The organism is Streptomyces sp. Root1310 (assembly GCF_001426425.1).
Taxonomy (GTDB): Bacteria; Actinomycetota; Actinomycetes; order Streptomycetales; family Streptomycetaceae; genus Streptomyces.
In genome coordinates this window covers 707,970-727,329 of sequence record NZ_LMEQ01000012.1, presented here as the reverse complement: position 1 = coordinate 727,329, position 19,360 = coordinate 707,970, and the positions used below count along the sequence as shown (strand labels likewise).

Annotated in this window: 13 protein-coding genes; 4 read left to right on the top strand and 9 right to left on the bottom strand. The window is 70.7% G+C overall.

Features of this window, described 5'->3' with window-relative positions:
- Positions 1–10: 10 nt before the first annotated feature.
- Together ASD48_RS21420 and ASD48_RS21415 are read left to right on the top strand one after the other, a co-directional pair.
- Positions 11–1,054 carry an oligopeptide/dipeptide ABC transporter ATP-binding protein gene (locus tag ASD48_RS21420; RefSeq protein ID WP_057603251.1) on the top strand — a complete coding sequence of 348 codons (1,044 nt, stop codon included), beginning with the start codon at positions 11–13 and terminating at the stop codon, positions 1,052–1,054.
- 503 nt (positions 1,055–1,557) lie between these two features.
- Positions 1,558–2,343, top strand: coding sequence for a BTAD domain-containing putative transcriptional regulator (locus ASD48_RS21415; RefSeq protein ID WP_079073887.1), 786 nt, complete (start codon positions 1,558–1,560; stop codon positions 2,341–2,343).
- Positions 2,344–2,349: 6 nt separating this feature from the next.
- Here ASD48_RS21415 and ASD48_RS21410 read toward each other — a convergent pair whose 3' ends face one another.
- Both ASD48_RS21410 and ASD48_RS21405 read right to left on the bottom strand, forming a co-directional pair.
- Positions 2,350–5,766 (bottom strand): BTAD domain-containing putative transcriptional regulator, encoded by a 3,417-nt coding sequence (locus tag ASD48_RS21410; RefSeq protein ID WP_057603250.1) that lies wholly within the window; start codon positions 5,764–5,766, stop codon positions 2,350–2,352.
- Between the two features lie 313 nt (positions 5,767–6,079).
- A complete protein-coding gene (locus ASD48_RS21405; RefSeq protein WP_057603566.1) occupies positions 6,080–6,586 on the bottom strand; it encodes a DinB family protein in 507 nt (168 codons plus the stop codon).
- 97 nt (positions 6,587–6,683) lie between these two features.
- Here ASD48_RS21405 and ASD48_RS21400 point away from each other — a divergent pair, with 97 nt between their 5' ends.
- Entirely contained in the window at positions 6,684–7,424 is a 741-nt protein-coding gene (locus ASD48_RS21400) for a class I SAM-dependent methyltransferase (protein WP_057603565.1), read from the top strand.
- Between the two features lie 69 nt (positions 7,425–7,493).
- Here ASD48_RS21400 and ASD48_RS21395 read toward each other — a convergent pair whose 3' ends face one another.
- From ASD48_RS21395 to ASD48_RS21365, 7 genes are all read right to left on the bottom strand, one after another.
- Positions 7,494–8,627, bottom strand: coding sequence for an oligopeptide/dipeptide ABC transporter ATP-binding protein (locus ASD48_RS21395; RefSeq protein ID WP_057603249.1), 1,134 nt, complete (start codon positions 8,625–8,627; stop codon positions 7,494–7,496).
- A 47-nt stretch (positions 8,628–8,674) separates the two neighbouring features.
- Positions 8,675–9,736 carry an ABC transporter ATP-binding protein gene (locus tag ASD48_RS21390; RefSeq protein WP_057603248.1) on the bottom strand — a complete coding sequence of 354 codons (1,062 nt, stop codon included), beginning with the start codon at positions 9,734–9,736 and terminating at the stop codon, positions 8,675–8,677.
- A gap of 32 nt (positions 9,737–9,768) precedes the next feature.
- On the bottom strand, positions 9,769–10,749 hold the full coding sequence (locus ASD48_RS21385; protein WP_020127959.1) for an ABC transporter permease: 981 nt from the start codon (positions 10,747–10,749) through the stop codon (positions 9,769–9,771).
- 122 nt (positions 10,750–10,871) lie between these two features.
- A complete protein-coding gene (locus ASD48_RS21380) occupies positions 10,872–12,677 on the bottom strand; it encodes an ABC transporter substrate-binding protein (RefSeq protein WP_057603247.1) in 1,806 nt (601 codons plus the stop codon).
- A gap of 65 nt (positions 12,678–12,742) precedes the next feature.
- Entirely contained in the window at positions 12,743–13,777 is a 1,035-nt protein-coding gene (locus tag ASD48_RS21375; protein WP_057603246.1) for an ABC transporter permease, read from the bottom strand.
- A 674-nt stretch (positions 13,778–14,451) separates the two neighbouring features.
- Positions 14,452–16,359, bottom strand: a complete 1,908-nt coding sequence (gene typA / locus ASD48_RS21370; RefSeq protein ID WP_057603245.1) for a translational GTPase TypA — start codon at positions 16,357–16,359, stop codon at positions 14,452–14,454.
- A 158-nt stretch (positions 16,360–16,517) separates the two neighbouring features.
- On the bottom strand, positions 16,518–18,743 hold the full coding sequence (locus ASD48_RS21365; RefSeq protein ID WP_057603244.1) for an ABC transporter family substrate-binding protein: 2,226 nt from the start codon (positions 18,741–18,743) through the stop codon (positions 16,518–16,520).
- 317 nt (positions 18,744–19,060) lie between these two features.
- Here ASD48_RS21365 and ASD48_RS21360 point away from each other — a divergent pair, with 317 nt between their 5' ends.
- Complete coding sequence (locus ASD48_RS21360; protein ID WP_057603243.1) at positions 19,061–19,351, top strand: hypothetical protein; 291 nt, start codon at positions 19,061–19,063, stop codon at positions 19,349–19,351.
- Positions 19,352–19,360 lie beyond the last annotated feature (9 nt).

Sequence of the window (19,360 nt, the reverse complement as noted above, 5' to 3'; positions counted from 1 at the left end):
TTTCACCACCATGAGCAGCACCACTCCCCTCCTGGACGTCTCCGGGCTCACCAAGCACTTCCCGATCAAGGGCGGCTTCCCGATCCGGCGTACGGTCGGTGCCGTGCAGGCCGTCGACGGGCTGGACTTCCAGGTCGCCGAGGGCGAGAGCCTGGGCCTGGTCGGCGAGTCCGGCTGCGGCAAGTCGACGACGGGCCGGCTGATCACCCGGCTGCTGGAGCCGACCGGCGGCCGGATCTCCTACCGCGGCGAGGACATCACGCACGCGGGCCGCAAGCAGCTGGCCCCGATCCGCTCCGAGATCCAGATGATCTTCCAGGACCCGTACGCGTCGCTGAACCCGCGCCAGACGGTCGGCAAGATCATCTCCGGGCCGATGGAGATCAACGACATCCACCCCTCCGGCGGGCAGCTGCTGGAGATCGTGGGTCTCAACCCCGAGCACTACAACCGCTTCCCGCACGAGTTCTCCGGCGGCCAGCGGCAACGGATCGGTGTCGCCCGGGCGCTGGCCCTGGAGCCGAAGCTGATCGTGGCCGACGAGCCGGTCTCCGCGCTCGACGTGTCCATCCAGGCGCAGGTCGTCAACCTGCTCCAGAAGGTCCAGCGGGACCTGGGCATCGCGTTCGTCTTCATCGCCCACGACCTGGCCGTCGTACGGCACTTCTCGCAGCGCGTGGCCGTCATGTACCTCGGCCGGATCGTCGAGATCGCCGACCGCGAGGACCTGTACGGCAACCCGCGCCACCCCTACACCCGGGCGCTGCTGTCCGCCGTGCCCGAGGCGACCGTGCAGGACGAGGGCGTCGCGGGCCGTGAGCGCATCCGCCTCGTCGGTGACGTGCCCTCGCCCATCAACCCGCCCTCCGGCTGCCGCTTCCGCACCCGCTGCTGGAAGGCGACGGAGAAGTGCGCGACCGAGGCCCCGCCGCTGGTGCAGGTCGAGGGCAACAAGCCCGGCCACCTGACGGCGTGCCACTATCCCGAGACCGCGGACGTCCCGGCCACCGTGCCGGCTCCCCGTCTCGCCAAGGACCCCGAGGCGGCGGCCTGACACACCCCTTTTCGTCAGCCGCCCTCTTTCGGAGCGGACTTTCTCGGCCCATTGACCCGAGCCCATGAACGTCCGGTCCAGGGGACGAAGGCCCGCGCTCACCCGGCGCGGGCCTTCACTCGTACCTGGCGGGCCCGCCAGGTAGCGCAGGACCCACCACGGGGCGCGGGGCCCTACCAGGGGCGCGGGGAACCGCGCGACCGGCCACGACGCACCCGCACCTGGCGAGACGGACCAGAACCACCACCCCCTCAGGGGCGCGGGGAACCGCGCGACCGGCCACCACGCGCCCACACCCGACGCCACGGGCCGGACCCCCCCCTCAGGGGCGCGGGGAACCGCGCGACCGGCCACGACGCGCCCGCCGACGCACCGCAACCCCGCCCGCACCCCATCGCGCCCCCGGCGACGCCAAGCCGGCGGCAGCCGTGCAGCATCCATGCGCCAGCCGAACACCACGCGCGCACAGTGGTGACTCGAGTGGTTCGAGGTACGGGGGGTACATGGAAATCCAGCTGCTGGGCTGCGTCGAGGCACGGGCCCGCTCCGGCGACAAGCTGCCGCTTCCGCACGGCACCAAACTGCTGCTGGCGGCACTGGCCTGGACCCCCGGCGCGTTCGTCGCCGACGAGACGCTGATCGAGCGGGTGTGGCAGGAGCGCCGGCCCCAGCACCCGCGCGACGCCCTGTACATCCAGGCCACCCGGCTGCGGAAGGCGCTGCGGGCGGACGGACAGCTGACCGAGGGCTTCGAACTGATCCGGAAGCGGGGCGGCTACGTCCTCGCGATCGACGAACTGTGCGTCGACACCGCGCGGTTCCGCGCCCTGGTCCGGCAGGCGCAGCAGGAGGCCCGCGCCGGCGACACCGAGACGGCCCTCGGCCGCTATGCCCGGGCCCTGGAGCTCTGGCGCGGCGAGCCGCTGTCCGACGTGCGCACGGCCTGGGCGGAGTCGACGCGGGTGGCGCTGCGGCGTGAGCACCGGGAGGCGCTGGTCGGCAGCACCGAGCTGTACCTGCGCGCGGGACGGCACGAGGAGTGCCTGCCGCAACTGCACTGGCTGTCCGAGATGCACCCCTTCGACGAGAAGGTGACGGGCCTGCTGATGCTCGCCCTGCACCGCGGTGGACGCCAGGCGGACGCGCTGGACTGCTTCCAGCTGCTGCGCCTGCGGATGATCGATCTGCTGGGCTGCGAACCGGGCCCGGAGCTGCGGTCCCTGCACGAGCGGATCCTCGCCCGCGACCCGCGGCTGCGGCTCGGCAGCGCGTACGCCACGTCCGCCTGAGCCGGCTCAGCCGTCGAAGTGCTCGGTCAGGTAGAGGGTGAGGCGGGACTCGGCGTCCGGGGGGAGCTCACGGTGACGGTGGTGGGGCAGCGGGCGGGACGGGGCGGGCGGCCCCGGGGGATGCCCGATGCCCAGCGTCGCGTACAGGGCGGCCGCCTCCGTCCTGGCCTCGTGCGCCGGGCCGGTGTCACCGTGCGCCTCGTGGGCGGCGGCGAGGGCCGCCGTGGCGCGGGCGTGCAGGAGGCGCTGACCGGAGTCCCGGGCGAGGGCGGCGGCCAGGAGCGCCGCGTCACGGGCCCGGGTGGGGGCGGCGCCGGCGCGGGCGTCGGTGCCGGTGTCGGCGCGGGCGTCGGTGCCGGTGTCGGTGTCGGTGTCGGCGTCGGTGCCGGTGTCGGTGTCGAGGAGCGTCAGGGCGGTGGTGAGGTGGACGCGCGGGAGGGTGAGGGGGTTGCCGTCGGACGCGAGGCGTTCGGCGCGCTCCAGATGGTCCAGGGCGTCGGCCGGGCGGCCCTGGGCGCGGGCCAGGTCGGCGCGGGCCAGCAGGACCTCGACCAGGCCCGCCCGATGACCGGTGCGCTCGGCGATCTCGAAGGCGGCGTCGAGGTGTTCGGCCGTCTCCTCGGCGCGGCCCGCGCGCAGCTTCACCGAGGCGACCCCGACCAGGCTGTCGACCTGGCAGTTGCGGTTCTCCACCCGCCGGGAGACGGCGAGGGCGTCCTCGTAGGCGAGCAGCGCCCGGTCGTCCCGGCCGGCGTCGGCGCGGACCCGGCCGAGCGCCTCCAGCGCCACGGCCTCCGTGTAGGTGGACCCGGAGTCGCGGGAGACCAGGAAGCAGGTGCGCAGCGCCGCCGCCGCCTCGTCGAACCGGGCCTGCTTCTGCCGGATCAGGGCGAGGTTGACGAGGGCCATCGCGCGGTTGTGGTGGACCGTGTCGCCGATCAGGTCGAGGGCCGCGCACGCCGCCTCCTCGGCGGCGTCCAGGCGCCCCAGGGCGAGGTTCAGGGACGCCGTGTTGATCAGCATGATCTCCACGTTCTTGGCGTTGTCCAGGGTGCGGTAGAGCGCGAGGGCGCGGTCGTAGCAGGGCAGCGCGCGGCGCAGCTCGCCCAGCAGCTTGAGGGTGACGCCCTTGCCCTGGAGGCTGCCGGCCTCGCCGTACGTCCAGCCGGCCCGGCGGGCCAGTCGCTCGGCCTCCTCGTACTCCGTCAGCGCGCCCCGCAGGTCGCCGTTGCGCCAGCGGGCGCTGCCCAGGGACAGACTCATGGAGGCCTGGCCGACCTCGTCCCCGCCGCGCGCGGCCACCTCCCGGGCGAGGGTGGCCAGCCGCATCCAGTCGGACAGGGGCCTGCGGTGGTGGAAGAGGTCCTGGAGCGCGTCCACCAGCCACCACACGTACGGCGCGGGACCGTGCTCGGCGGCGTGGCCGATCGCGGCCGCGATGTCGTCCCACTCGCCGTCGAACCAGGCGTACGCGTCCTCGGCGCCCTCGAACTCCCGCGGCAGGGAGCCGTCGACGGCGGGCGGGCGGGTGCGCATGACGTACAGGCCGGCCGTGGCGGCCGCGTTGACGACGCTCTGGAGGTAGTGGTCGAGGACCCGGGTGACGGCGGCGGCCCGCTCCTCGGGCGAGTCCTCGGCGGCCGTCCGGTCACGGGCGTACTCGTGCACGAGGTCGTGCCAGGCCGGGCGGCCGTGCTCGACGTCGCGCAGCAGATGGACCCGCTGGGCCAGCCGCAACAGGTCGGCCAGGCGATGTTCGTCGGTCCCGGCGGCCGCGGCGGCCGCCGGGACCGACCGGCCGGTGCCGGGCAGCGCGCCCAGCGAGCGGAAGGCATGCCGGGCGTCGTCCGGCAGCGCCCCGTACGACAGGTCGAGCGCGGCCCGTACGGCGACGGACTCCTCGCCCTCGACATGCAGCCGGGCCAGTCGCCCCCGGTCCGCGAGGTCACGGACGTAAGCGCGGATACTGCCTGGCCGGTCGCCGATCCAGGAACCCGCGACGCACAGGGCGAGCGGCAGGTGGTCGCAGAGCTCGACGAGCCGCGCCGCGGCCTCCGGGTCGGCGGCGACGGCCTCCGCGCCGACCGCGCCGCTGATCAGCTCCAGTGCGGCGGCGCTGTCCAGGACGTCGCACGACACCCGGTAGGCGCCGTCCAGGGTGACCAGGCCGCTGAGCTTGTCGCGACTCGTCACCAGCGTCAGTGAGCCCGCCGAGGCGGGCAGCAGCCGCCGTACGTACGACGAGTCGGCCACGTCGTCGAGGACGACCAGCACCCTGCGGTCCGCGAGCAGCGTCCGGTACAGCGCGGTCTGCGCCTCGGCGCCAAGCGGGATGTCGCGCGGGGCGCAGCCCAGACCCTGGAGGAGCAGCGGCAGTGCCTCCCCGGGGGTCATCGGCTCGGCGTTGTCGAACCCCCGCATGTCGAGGAAGAGCTGGCCGTCGGGGAAGCGGTCGGCGACCCGGTGTGCCCAGTTCAGCGCCAGTGCGCTCTTGCCGACGCCGGCAGGTCCCACGATCAGGGCGAGCGGTTCCGAGGTGCGCAGGCAGGAGTCGAGGCGGTCGAGTTCAGCGTCCCGGCCGACGAAACGCCTCGGGGTGGGCGGGAGTTGGCGCGGCACGGGGCGCTCGGGCGCAGGGGCGGTCCGCTCGGGCGGGGCCCCTGCGGAGAGAGCGTCGCCGCCTCGCAGCAGTCGCTGGTGCAGGTCCCTGAGGTCGGCCGAGGGCTCCATGCCGAGTTCGTCGACCATGCGCCGGCGCAGTGCGGTGTACAGCTCCAGGGCCTCCGCGCTGCGGCCGTCCTGGTGCAGGGCGCGCATCAGCAGACCGTGCGGGCGTTCGCGCAGCGGGTGGGCGGCGGTCAGCCGGAGGAGTTCGGCGATGGCCTCGCGGTGCCGGCCGGTCTCGATCCCCGCCTCGGCCACCCCCTCGCGGGCCACGAGGTGCAGTTCGGCGAGGCGTTGGCGCTCGGCCTCGCGCACCGCGACCTCCGACAGGTCGGCCAGCGGCTCGTCCCGCCACAGTGCGAGGGCCTGTTCACCGCTGTGCCGGGCCGCTCGCCAGTCTCCGTCGGACGCGGCCCGCGAGGCGTCCCTGATGAGGTTCTCGAAGGCCAGCAGGTCGAGTTCGTCCGGGCCCGCGTGGATGACGTAGCCGGGCCGACGGGTGGTCAGCAGCTCCGCCCCTGCCGGGCCGAGGGCGCGGCGCACCTCCGCTACGAGGGCCCGCACCCGGGCCGCGCCCGCGCCGGGCGGCCGGTCGTCCCACAGGCACTGAATCAGCCGGTCGACGGAGACGACGTGGTTGGCGTGCAGCAGGAGCACGGCGCACAGCGCGCGTTGCCGGCCGGTGAGTACGACGGCCCGTCCGTCGATCTCGACGTCCAGCGGTCCGAGCAGGCGGAACCGGAGCCGTGGGGTGAGCATTCACAGAACGTAGTCCAGGGCCGACTGCCGGGCAACGCCGACCTTCACGATCGGGAACCGACGGGATCCCGGGCGTCGGAATCCGGCCAATCCCGGGGCCGGGGCCGGGGTGGCGGCCGAGTGCCGCGGGAGGGCGGGGCGGCCGGGCCCGGGCGGGGCGGGCGCCGCGTGTCCCCCGTCGGTCGCCCGCCCCCGGACAAGAGTCTCGCCGAGCCGTCTTTCCGGGACCCTTCGACGATCTTTCACCCGCCTTTCAACCCGCTCCGACCAGCGGAAACCACGTTCGACGCGGGGGGAGAGAGACGCGCGGGCGCTACACGCCGGTGCGGCCGTCGATCAGTTCGCGCAGGATGTCGAGGTGACCGTTGTGCCGGGCCGTCTCCTCGATCAGGTGCAGGAGGATCCAGCGCAGGTCCACGTGACGGCCGTCCCTCGTCGGCCGCTGCGCCTCGGTGCCGAGGTCGTGCTCGGCGACCAGCTTGCGGTGCCGCCCGGCGTGTTCGGCGTACTCGTCGAGCACCTGCGCGAGCGGGAGGTCGACGGCGATGCGCATCTCCCGGTCGGGGTCCTCGTCGGTCCACGGCCCCTCGTCCTCCTCGCCGAGGAACACGACCCGGAACCAGTAGTACTCGACCCAGCGCAGATGGTTGACCAGGCCGCTCGGGGTCATCAGCGGCGAACCCGGCAGGGGTGCCTTGCGGGCGTCCTCGGCGGAGAGGCCCTCGCACTTGGCGCGGGCGGTGTCACGGGCGTAGTCGAGGAAGGTGGTGAGCTGGGTGCGATCGTCCCACGCGGAAGGCATGTCGTCTGTTCTCGTCATCGCGCCGAGCATGTCCGGCCACCGGCCCGGTTGTCGAGGGAATTCGGATGTTCTGGATCTTGTCCTGTGCCGCGCCGGGGTGTGGCACACTGCCGCGGTGGTCGATCATTCGTTCGCTGATCTGACACTCGCCGCGCTGTACGACAGCATCAATCCGTGGGGGCCGGACGACGACTTCTATCTGAACCTGGTGAGATCCGCCGACTCGGTGCTCGACGTCGGCTGCGGCACCGGCCGGCTCCTCGCGCGGGCCGCGTCGGACGGCCATCCGGGGCGGCTCACGGGCCTCGACCCGGCGGCCGCGATGCTCGTACAGGCCCGGCGCCGGGCGCCCGGCGTGGAGTGGCTGCTGGGGGACCTCGGCACCCGCATGTGGCAGGGCGACTTCGACCTCGTGATCATGACGGGCCATGCCTTCCAGGTGCTTCTCGGCGACGAGGAACTGCGCGGCGCGCTGCGGGCCGTACGGTCGGCCCTGAGCGACGGAGGGCGGTTCGTGTTCGAGACCCGCAACCCGGCCGCGCGGGCCTGGGAGAGCTGGACCCCGGACCGCGTCCGCGAGGTCACCGACGCGGAAGGCCGGGTCGTACGGGTCTGGCACGAGGTGGCGGACGAACCGTCCGGTGACCGGGTCACGTTCACGGAGACCTTCGACTCCCCCGGCTGGCCCCGGCGTCACACCGGCCGCGCCACCCTCCGCTTCCTCACCCCGGGGAGCCTGACCGGTTTTCTGACGGAGGCGGGGCTGCGCGTGGAGGAGCAGTACGGAGACTGGGACCGGGGGCCACTGACCCGGACAAGCCCGGAAATCATCACAGTGGCAAAACCGGCCGGGTGACCCGGACGCCCCTGGAAGGCCATGCTCCCGCCGGGCCGGCACCGGAGACACCGCGCCGGCCCGCCGGAGTCACCCGTGCCCCTCCTCCAGCGCGGCCAGCGCCGGGTCCAGCACGATGTCCTCCTCGCGCCCCTCGATCGTCGGCTCCTCCGGGAAGTGGCAGGCCGTCAGATGGCCTTCGTGGTTCCCGGAGATCCGGATCAGCGGCGGCTCCTCGGCCGCGCACTTGTCCTGCGCCTTCCAGCACCGGGTCCGGAACCGGCAGCCCGAGGGCGGGGCGATGGGCGACGGCACGTCCCCGGCCAGCCGGATCCGCTCCCGGCCGGCCGTCTCCCCGCCGGCGACTTTCACCTCGGGGACCGCGGAGAGCAGCGCGTGGGTGTACGGATGCCGGGGCCGGGTGTAGATGGAGTCGCGGTCGCCGACCTCGATGATCTTCCCGAGGTACATGACGGCCACGCGCTGCGAGAAGTGCCGTACGACGGCCAGGTCGTGGGCGATGAACAGGAACGCGATGCCGAGCTCCTGCCGGACCTTCTGGAGCAGGTTGACGACCTGCGCCTGGATGGACACGTCGAGCGCGGAGACCGGCTCGTCGGCCACGATCAGCTTCGGCTCCAGGGCCAACGCCCGGGCGACAGCCCGGGCGACACCGATCCGTTGCCGCTGGCCGCCGGAGAACTCGTGCGGGAAGCGGTTGTAGTGCTCGGGGTTGAGACCCACGATCTCCAGCAGCTCGCGCACCCGTTTCTCCCGGCCGCCCTCGGGCTCGATCCCGTTGACCTCCATCGGCCCGGAGATGATCTTGCCGACGGTCTGGCGCGGATTGAGGGAGGAGTAGGGGTCCTGGAAGATCATCTGGATCTCGGACCGGATCGGCGCCAACTGCCGGCGCGAGGCGTGCGAGATGTCCTGTCCGCGGTACGTGATCGTCCCGGCCGTGGGCTCCAGGAGCCGGGTGATCAGCCGGCCGGTCGTGGACTTGCCGCACCCCGACTCCCCCACCAGGCCGAAGCTCTCACCGGCCCGCACGCTCAGGTCGATGCCGTCCACGGCCTGCACCTGGCCGACCGTACGCCGGATCGGGAAGCCGCCCTTGACCGGGAAGTGCTTGGTGAGCCCCGTCACGACGAGCAGCTGCTCCCCGTCGCCGTCGGCGCCCGCCTCGCGCGGGGCGGGGAGAACGAGTTCCTCTTTCTTCACGTGCTCCTCCTGGCCTTCTTCACGTGCTTGCTCCTCAGGTCCTGCCCCTACCCCAGTCGGGGCTTGATCTCGTCCTCGAAGATGGACCGCTTCTGCTCCGCCGTGAGGTGACAGGCGGCGGCGCGGTCCGGGGCCAGCGGGGGACGTTCGGTGACGCAGCGGTTGCCGCCCACGCGGTCCCGGAAGGTGCAGCGGGGGTGGAAGCGGCAGCCGGAGGGCGGGTTCAGCAGCGACGGCGGGGCGCCCGGGATGGGGGCGAGCGGAGTGCCCAGGTCAGAGTCGAGCCGCGGCATGGAGTTCAACAGGCCCCAGGTGTACGGGTGCTGGGGTGAGCGCAGTACCTGCTCGGTCGTTCCGCGCTCGACCGCGCCACCCGCGTACATCACCATGATGTCGTCGGCCATGTCGGCGATGACACCGAGGTCGTGCGTGATGAAGATGATCGCGGTGCCGAACTCCCGCTGGAGGTCCTTCAGCAGGTCGAGGATCTGCGCCTGGACGGTGACGTCGAGCGCGGTGGTCGGCTCGTCGGCGATCAGCAGGTCGGGGTCGCAGACCAGCGCCATCGCGATCATCGCGCGCTGCCGCATCCCGCCGGAGAACTGGTGGGGGTAGTCCTTCGCCCGTTCCCGGGGGTTGGGGATGCCGACCTTGCCGAGCATCTCCACCGTGCGCTCCCAGGCGGCCTTCTTCGAGGCGCCCCGGTGCTTCATGTACGGCTCGGCGATCTGCCGGCCGACGGTGTAGTACGGGGAGAGCGCGGTGAGCGGGTCCTGGAAGATCATCGCGACCTTGTTGCCGCGCAGTCGCTCCAGTTCCGGCTCCCGGGCCGTGGTCAGTTCCTGGCCCTCCAGCAGGATCTCGCCCTCGACGGTGGTGAACATCGGGTTGTGCAGCCCGAGGACCGTCAGGTTGGTGACGGACTTCCCGGATCCGGACTCCCCGACGATGCCGAGGGTGCGGCCGCGTTCGAGGTCGAAGGAGAGCCCGTCGACGGCCCGGACGGATCCGTCCTCCGTGCTGAAGCTGACGTGCAGGTCCCGCACCGAGAGGAACGCGCCCGCGCCGGCCGGGACGGGCGCCCCGGCCTCCTTGGTCACAGTGGTCACGACAAAGCTCCTGACGACAGTCCGGGAGACGGCTAGGACAGCCGTACGCGCGGGTCGATGAAGGCGTAGCAGGCATCGACGACGATGTTGCAGAGCAGGATCACGGCGGCGGCGAACAGCATCACGCCCAGCAGCAGCGGAAGGTCGCTGAACTGCACGGACTCCACCGCGAGATGCCCGAGGCCGGGCAGTCCGAAGGTGTACTCGGTGATGATCGCGCCGCCGAGCATCGAGGAGAGGTCGATGCCGAGGATGGTGACGATCGGGATGAGGGAGCCGCGCCAGGCGTACCGGAAGAAGACGTACCGCCGGCTCATCCCCTTGGCGCGGGCGGTGCGGATGTGTTCCTCCTGGAGCTGTTCGATCATCGACGAGCGCGCCATACGGGTGTACTGCGCGGCGAAGATCGTGGACAGCACGACCCAGGGGATCATCAGCCCGGTGAACCAGGCGACGGGATCCTTCGTGAGCTCGGTGTACCGGGGCTCGTCGAAGAGGTGGGTCTGGTACACCAGCACGGCGAGGGCGAGCGGACCCAGGAAGTAGATCTGCATCGAGCTGAGCACCATGGAACCCGCGGTGAACGACTTGTCGATGAGCGTGCCGCGCCGCCAGGCCGCCAGCATTCCGGTGCCGAGCCCGACGAACAGGAAGACGACGGTTGCACCGAGCGCGAGCGAGACGGTGAGCGGCAGCCGGTCCATCAGGGTCGACCAGACCTGCTCGTTGGTGTGGTACGAGTAGCCGAAACAGGGGGCGGGGCAGGGCCCCTGGGCGAAGTCGTCCCGGCCCGCGACCAGCCCCTGCAGGAAGATCCAGAACTGCTCGGGGATCGACTTGTCGATGCCGAGCGTGCGGTGGATGTTCGCCAGCGCGTCGGGCGTGCACGTCTTGCCGCACATCAGCAGCGCCGGGTCACGGGGCATGCCGAAGAACAGCAGGAAGGCGACGACGGTCAGCAGGACCAGGATCACCAGCGAGCCGAGGGTCCGGCGAAGGAGGAAGCGCAGCATCTCAGTGGCAGCTTTCGGGCTCGTGAGGCCGGCCGGTGGAGCCGGCTCAATGGGCCGTGCGGGCCGGTGCGCCCCGCCGCGGAAGCGGGCGGGACGCACCGGGCGCCGCGCTCGGGAAGGGGTTACTTCACAAACAGCCTGCGCGGGTCGATGCCGCCGATGACGTCGTCGTACACGAGGCCGCCGATCTTCGAACCGGCGATCTGGGTCTGCTTGTAGTACGCCGTCGGGATGTTGGAGACGACGTCCTTCACGATGTACTCGTTGATCTTGTTCCAGGCCTCCGCGGCCTTGATCGGGTCGGTGATGGTGCTCGCCTTGTCGATGTCGGCGTTCACCTTCGGGTCGTTGATGTGCGAGTAGTTCGCGGCGCCGTCCTGGATCTGGCGTCCGTCGTAGAGCGGCGGGATGACGGTCGAGGCGCTCGGCCAGTCGGCGCCCCACGCGGTGTGGTAGATGTCGAAGTTGTTCTTGACCTTGCCGACCTGGTCGTAGTACGTCTCGGCCGGGATCTCCTGGCGCTGGACGTCGAAGCCGGCCTTCTCCAGACCCGCGGCCATGGCGGTGGAGTACTGCTGGCCCTCGGGGGTGTTGATGTAGCCGAAGGTCAGCTTCAGACCGACCTTGCCGGCCTTCTCCAGGAGTTCCTTGCCCTTGGCCGGGTCACCGGCCGGCTTCTTCTTCTTGCCGAAGGGGTCGAAGCTCGGGTTGTAGCCGGAGACGGTCGGGCTGATCAGACCGCCGGCGACCTCGCGGGCCGCGGTGCCGCCGTAGGCGCGCACGAACGGGGTGATCGGCAGGGCGTAGGCGATGGCCTCACGGACCGTCTTGTCCTGCATCTCCTTCTGGGACAGGTTGATGTCGATCTGGCCCACGTACGGCTGGTAGCCGGCGACGGTGCGGGACTTCAGCGTCGCGTCGGCGAGGACCTTGGACAGGTTGCCCGCGTCGACCTCGTTGTTGAAGCTGACCGCGGTGGCGTTGGCCCCGGAGTCGTCGAGGATCGCCTTGGTGGAGTCCTCGTACTGCTTGTTGAACGCGAAGGTGAACGTGTCGATGTACTGGTGCCGGATCGGGTCGGTCTTCGGGTCCCAGTTGGTGTTCTTCACCAGGACCATCGACTTGCCGGACTTGAAGTCCTGGATCTTGTACGGGCCCGCGGTCATCGGCGCCTTGTCGTACTTCTCCTTGGTGTCCTTCGCCTTCGAGACGAGCGAGTAGCCGGCCATGGCCAGCGCGTAGGGCAGGTCGGGCTTGGCCTTCTTGAACTTGAAGACGATCGTCTTCGCGTCCGGCGTCTCCAGGATGGTGTCGGGCAGGTGCTTACCGCCGTACGGGCCGTCCTTGAGCAGGTCGCGGTACCCGGTGCCCGGCGTGTCGGCGAGCCACTGCTGGATGAAGGTCGGGCCGTTGGCGACGAACGGCGCGAACAGCCGCTCGAAGGTGTGCCGCACGTCGGTGGCGGTGATCGCGGAGCCGTCGGCCCACTTCACCCCGTCCTTCAGCGTGTACTTCCAGGTCTTGCCGCCGTCGGTGGTGGTGCCGCTGTCGGTGGCCAGGTCGCCGACGACCTCGTGCTTCTTGCCGTCCTCGCTGGTCGCCTTGTATCCGGTCAGACCGCGGTGGATGAGCTGCGACAGCGCCATCTCGTCGGAGACGTAGATCTGTCCGGGGTCGAGGTGCGCGTAGCTGTCTCTCTGGAGAACGGTGACCGCGCCTCCGGGTTTGGCGCCGGGCACCTCGGCGGCCGGGCCGGTCGAGGCCTTCGCGTCGCCGAAGTCGATGGAGGACTGCTGCCGTTGGGCGTTCTCCTTGTCGTCCTTGTTGCTGCCTTCCTTGCTGCCGCCCTCGCTGCAACCGGAGAGCACGAGCGCTCCGGCGGCGACCAGCGAGAGCGCGGCGTACGCGCGGCGTCCACCCTTACCCATCACTCGATTCCCACCCATCTCTTTGAGTCCAGCAGTCTGTGAATCCAGAAGACGTGATGTGCGGATCAGCGCGCCGTCTTGGGGTCGAAGGCGTCCCTGACCGAGTCCCCGAGCAGGTTGAACGCCACGATGAAGATGATCATCGAGACACCGGGGAAGAACATGTAGGTGATGTCGTTCTGCATCACGAGTTCGGTCGCCGCCTTGGAGAACATCTGGCCCCAGTCCGGCGTCGGTTCGACCAGGCCCACGCCGAGGAAGGACAGACCGGCCTCGGCGGTCACGAAGTTCGGCAGCATGTAGGTGGCCTGCACCAGGATCGGCGTGACCACGTTGGGCAGGATCTCCTTGCGGATGATGCGCCCCGGCGGCGCCCCGCTCACCTTGGCGGCCTCGATGAACTCCCTTTCCCGCAGGGCGAGACTGGTGCCGCGCAGGATGCGGCCGAGGCTCATCCAGCCGAGGAACCACTGCACCGAGATCAGGGCGACGACCCGGACGTAGACGGGCGTCTCGTCGCGCGGGCTGACGAACAGGGAGACCACGACCGGCATGCTCGCGATGAAGAACAGCTGGGCCGGGATGGCGAGCAGGAAGTCGATCACCCGGCTGATCAGGAAGTCCGTCCTGCCGCCGAGGTAGCCGGCCGCGACCCCGAGGACGATGCCGGTCAGCACGGTGGCGAGGGTGACCGCGAGGGAGATGCCCAGGGAGTTGCGGATGCCGTACAGCAGCTTGGTGAAGACGTCGTAGCCGTTGCCCGGTTCCAGGCCGAACCAGAACTCGCCGCTGATCCCGCCGTTGGGCTGCACCGGCACACCCGCGCTGTCGAACAACTCCGGCCGTTCGTCCGCGTACACGGTGTACGGGTTGTTGCCGTAGAGCTTCGCGATGAGCGGGGCGAGCAGGCCGACCAGGAAGAAGAGCAGCACGACGTAGGCGGAGATCACGCCCGTGCGGTCCCGCTTGAAGCGGAGCCACATGAGCTGACCGGGAGAGCGGCCCACGGGCACCCTGGCCTCGGTCGCCGGCGCCGGATCCTGGTCGCCGTCGACCACGACCGCCGTACCGCCGCCCTCGATGTCGGTAGGACTTGTCACAGTTCGCCCATTTCACTTCACGGGTGTGGGTGTGCCGAACCGGCGACGGACGCGGGCTGCTGCCGCGTGATCGCCGATCGGTGCATGAAGGGACGCCGGAGCGCGCCGTACGGACGGCTCGGAAGAAGCCGCAGCCGGACGCGCGTAGCCGAACGGCCGCGGTGGGCGGCCGGAGGTCAGGTCAGCGACAGTCGCCGCGGGCGGGCGCGGACAGACCGGTGATGGACCGCATGGGCCGGTTGACTGGCATGGGGATCCTCCTTGTGACTCCACGTGTTCACCGACAGGAGGGGGCGTTCGTCCGACCTCCGACACCCCTGACGGAGGGTCAGACACCCCCTGGTGCTCGCGAGTCGGCGCTGTCCCCACAGCGCGAGACCCATTGACCCGAGCGTTACGCGGCTAACTATCTGGCATGCGCCATGTGCCGACCACCGTCTTTAAATCTCAATTCAGTCACAGCTGACGCCTAGATCTTCCAAAATCCGGACAAAGTCTCTGGCTCGAGAAGGGCGCGAAACGGACTTGTTACATGGGTATCGGGCGAGGATCTCCGCATTTCGGACAACGGTCACCGCGAGGGTTCCGGAAAACGGGTTGCAGAAAGCCCGGGTGCCCCCACGAGGGGGGCACCCGGGCTTCCGAGTGTGCTGCGGCGGTGAACTACCCGCGGATCAGCCGTGCTTGGCGCGGCTCGCGGTACGCGCGCGATCGCGCTGGTCGAGCACGACCTTGCGGATGCGAACCGCCTCCGGAGTCACCTCGACGCACTCGTCGTCACGGCAGAACTCCAGCGACTGCTCGAGCGACAGCTTGCGCGGCGGCACGATCGCCTCGAACGAGTCGGCCGAGGACGACCGCATGTTCGTGAGCTTCTTCTCCTTGGTGATGTTCACGTCCATGTCGTCGGAGCGCGAGTTCTCGCCGACGATCATGCCCTCGTACACCTCGGTGCCGGGGTCGGTGAACAGCACGCCGCGCTCCTGGAGGTTCGTCATCGCGAACGCGGTGACGGCACCCGAGCGGTCGGCGACCAGCGAACCGTTGTTACGGGTCGTCAGCGTGCCGAACCAGGGCTCGTGGCCCTCGTGGATGGAGTGGGCGATACCCGTGCCGCGCGTACCGGTCAGGAACTCGGTACGGAAGCCGATGAGACCGCGGGAGGGAACGACGAACTCCATGCGGACCCAACCGGAGCCGTGGTTGGACATGTTGTCCATCCGGCCCTTGCGGACGCCCATGAGCTGCGTGACCGCGCCCATGTGCTCCTCGGGCACGTCGATCGTCATGCGCTCGACCGGCTCGTAGACCTTGCCGTCGACGTCCTTCGTGACGACCTGCGGCTTGCCGATGGTCAGCTCGAAGCCCTCGCGGCGCATCTGCTCGACCAGGATGGCCAGCGCCAACTCGCCGCGGCCCTGCACCTCCCAGGCGTCGGGACGCTCGGTGTCCAGGACCCGGAGGCTGACGTTACCGACCAGCTCGCGGTCGAGGCGGTCCTTGACCTGACGGGCGGTGACCTTGCGGTCCTTGACCGCGGCCTTGTTCTCCGCGCCCTTGCCGGTGCCGCCACGGCCGACCAGCGGCGAGGTGTTGGTGCCGATGGTCATCGAGATGGCCGGCTCGTCCACCGTGATGAGCGGCAGCGCGATCGGGTTCTCGGGGTCGGCGAGGGTCTCGCCGATCATGATCTCCGGGATACCGGCGACGGCGCAGATGTCACCGGGGCCCGCCTTCTCGGCCGGCTTGCGGGTGAGCGCCTCGGTCATCAGCAGCTCGGTGATGCGCACGTTGGACATGGTGCCGTCGCGCTTGATCCACGTGACGGTCTGGCCCTTGCGCAGCTCGCCCTGCTCGACGCGCAGCAGCGCGATCCGGCCGAGGAAGTTGTCGGCGTCCAGGTTGGTGACGTGCGCCTGGAGCGGGGCGGCCTCGTCGTAGTCCGGGGCCGGGACGTGGGACAGGATGGTGGAGAAGAAGGGCTCCAGGCTGTCGCTGTCCTGCGGGACCGTGCCGTCCGCGGGCTTGGTCAGCGAGGCGACGCCGTCCCGTGCACACGCGTAGACGATCGGGAACTCGATCTGGTCCTCGTCGGCGTCGAGGTCGAGGAAGAGGTCGTAGGCCTCGTTCACGACCTCGTCGATGCGCGAGTCGGGCCGGTCCGTCTTGTTGATGCACAGGATGACGGGCAGGCGGGCCTGCAGCGCCTTGCGCAGCACGAAGCGGGTCTGCGGCAGCGGACCCTCGGAGGCGTCGACCAGCAGCACGACGGCGTCGACCATCGACAGGCCGCGCTCCACCTCGCCGCCGAAGTCGGCGTGACCGGGGGTGTCGATGATGTTGATGGTGATGACGTCCCCCCCGTCCTTGGGGTGGTACTTCACCGCCGTGTTCTTGGCGAGGATCGTGATGCCCTTCTCACGCTCCAGGTCGTTCGAGTCCATCATGCGGTCGTCGAGCGACTCGGCGGCGTGCGCGGCGAAGGCACCGGCCTGCTTGAGCATGGCGTCGACCAGAGTCGTCTTGCCGTGGTCGACGTGGGCGACGATGGCTACGTTGCGAATGTCGTGGCGCGTGGCCATAAAGCGGCGTTCTCCCGGAGTGTGAGGGCGACCCTGCTGCGTACGTGTTACGCGGGCCCTGCCGGGCTTGACACGCCACGGCCTCACCCCATGGTACGTGGCCCGGCGGGGGACGGCCTCCGCAGGGCCACTCGGCTCACTTCCCGCTCACCGCGCGCTCATCTCCCGGAGGGGCTCGCGGAGGCCTTCGCCCCCTTCGTAGCACCCTTCTTCGCACCCTTCTTCAGGAAGCCCATGTCCTGGTAGACGGGGGTCTGGAAGCCGAAGGCACCCGCGTTGACCACGCTCTTGCGTACCGCGGTGAGCTGGGGGCGCTGATAGAGAGGAATCGATCCGGCAGCGGCCCAGATGCGGGAGTCGGCCTTGCGGATCAGGGACCGCTTCTCGTCCTCGTCCAGGGTCGACACCGCCTGTTCGAACAACTGATCGACCTGGTCGGTGCCGACCCGGGTGTAGTTCTGCTCGACGCTCAGCGAGCCGTCGGCGGCCGGCACCGGCTTGGCGTAGATCGGCCGGGCGTCGGTGGCGGGGAAGGCGGACCCGGGCCAGGAGTACAGGGCGAGGTCGTACTGACCGGAGGCGATGTGGTCCTTGAAGTAGCTCTCGTCCGAGACCTTGGTGATGTCCGTGCCGATGCCGACCTTCGCCAGCATCCTCGTGATCCGCGCGGCGACCGCCGCCAGCGGCTCCGACCCCGGGCCGGACGGCAGCACGAACCGCAGGCTGAGCGCCTTGCCGTCCTTGGCCAGCGCCTTGGCCGGGGCCGCGGCCGGCGCGGCGGTGCCCTTCGGGGCGTAGGCGCCGGGGGCGCCGCCGTGCACCTGCTTGAACTGCTTGCCGTCCTGGGCGAGCTGCCGGCCGTCGTCGCTGCTGCGCGCGGTCCGCCCCTTGTCGTCCCCGCCGACGACGTACGTGCCGTCGCCGTCCGCGGAATCGTCGTCGGAGTCGCCGCCGGAGTCGCCCTTCCCACTCCCCGACCCGCCCGCCTTCTTCCCCTTTGAACCGGCCGCCTTCTCGGTCTTCTCCTGCTTCTCGACCGGGCCTCCGGGCACCCACCCGGCGTCCGCGAGCAGCGCCTGCGCCTCTGCGGTGTCCTGGCCGCCCAGCGCCCCGCTGTTGTCCGCGTAGGCGTCCTGCCCGGCCAGGGCCAGATGGCTGCCGACCGGCTCCGCGGGCAGGCCGAGCGGCTTCAGCACCACCTTGGCCAGTTCCTTGCGGTCCAGCGCCCGGGCGACGGCCCGCCGCACCCGCTCGTCCGCCAGCAGCCCGTCGGCGCCGTTCAGCGCCAGCTGCGTGTACGCCGGCTCCAGCGATCTGCGCACCTCGTAGTCGCGCAGCGCCTTCTGCTGCTCCTCCCACTTGGCGACCGCCTCGCGCAGCTCGGCGCGGCCCTCGACCTCGTCCTCGGCCGTCTCCTCGTCCGAACCGTGGGCGAGCGCCCAGGACCGCAGCGCCTTCGCGGCCGTGCGCCCGGAGCCGGGACCGGCCAGCGGTCCGGCGGTGCCGTGCGCGGCGCCGTCGATGCGCTGCGCGGCGGCCGGGTCGATCTCGGCCAGATCGATCTTCCCGGCGGCCAGCGCGGACGCCCGCTCGTCGCGCGGGACGGCCGTCAGCACGATCTCGGAGAGCTTGGCCGGCCGGCCCCACCAGCGGGTGTTGCGGGTCAGGCGCACCTGGTCCTTCTTGCGGTCGACCTTCTTCACCACGAACGGCCCGGCGGTCACCTTCAGCTTGCGGCGCGCCCCGTCGTTGAACGCGTCGGGCGTGCCCATGACGTCCTTGGGGTACAGCGGGGAGAACAACGAACGCCAGTCGGCGTAGGTCCGCTTGAAGGTGACCCGGACCTCCAGGTCGTTGGCCCCGCGCTCGATCTTCTCGATACGCTCGTAGCCGGCGTTGCGGGCGGTCCAGTAGGCGCTGTCCTTGCCCGACAGGGCCCGCCACTGCGCGGCGAAGTCGGCGGCGCCGATCTCCCGGCCGTCGCTCCATACGGCCTGCTGGTTCAGCTTGTACAGGACGACCTGCTTGGGCTCGGTGTCGACGACCTTCGCGGACTCCAGATAGTCGGAGTCGCGCTGCGGGCGCCCGGTCGCGTCGAGCCGGTACATCGAGGGCAGGACGGCCTGGGCGACCCGCGTGGTCGTGGCGTCGGCGTCCGACTGGAAGGTGTTGAAGGTCTCCGGAACCGTGTCCACGGCCCACCGCAGGGTGCCGCCCTCGGCGACCTGGGCACGGCCGGCCGGTGCGATGTCCTGGCGGGCCAGGGGCTTGCCTGCCTCGTCCGCGGACCCGCAGCCGGACAGCAGGGGCACCGCGAGCGCGCCCGCGGTGAGGAAGGCGACCGAGCGCATCACCGCGCGCGGGCCGACGCCGTCGTGGGACATCTCTGGTACCTCCGGTGAGCCGCTGCCGCCGGTGACCCGACACCCCGCCCGCATGGACGCGTATACGTCGACGCGGGTGCGTTTTGATCACGTTTGGCGGTATTTTGGAGTTGATCAGATCTACGGCTCACTGAAGAGGAAAGGGTTCGCCTGCCGTGGGCGACACGGCGGCAGGGCCTGCCAAGGCCACTCGTGCGGAGCAACGCACCCGCCAATCGCTGCACACGCCTTCACATCGACCGGTGTGACGCGCAACACTCGCAGGCGCATGAACGTTGCCGTCCAGGGCCCAGCCCACACGGAAGCGAGGACTGCTCATGTCCGTGCACGACGACCTGACAAACGCCCAGCGCTGCCTCGACGACCTCTCGCGGTCCGTCGGCCGCCTGGAGCAGCAGCTCGGCAGCACCGGCCTGGAGATGCGCCGGGTCCGTGTCGACGCCGACCATCTGAGGGAGAGCGTCGCGCTGCTGCGCGAGGCCGCCTCCCAGCCCGGCTCGTCGCGCAGGCCCGAGCTCGTCACCATCCCCGACACCCCGTACGACGACTCCCTGTGGATCGACACGGACGACGAGGGACTCGGCGCCCGGGGCCGGCACGCCCCCTGACCCGGCACG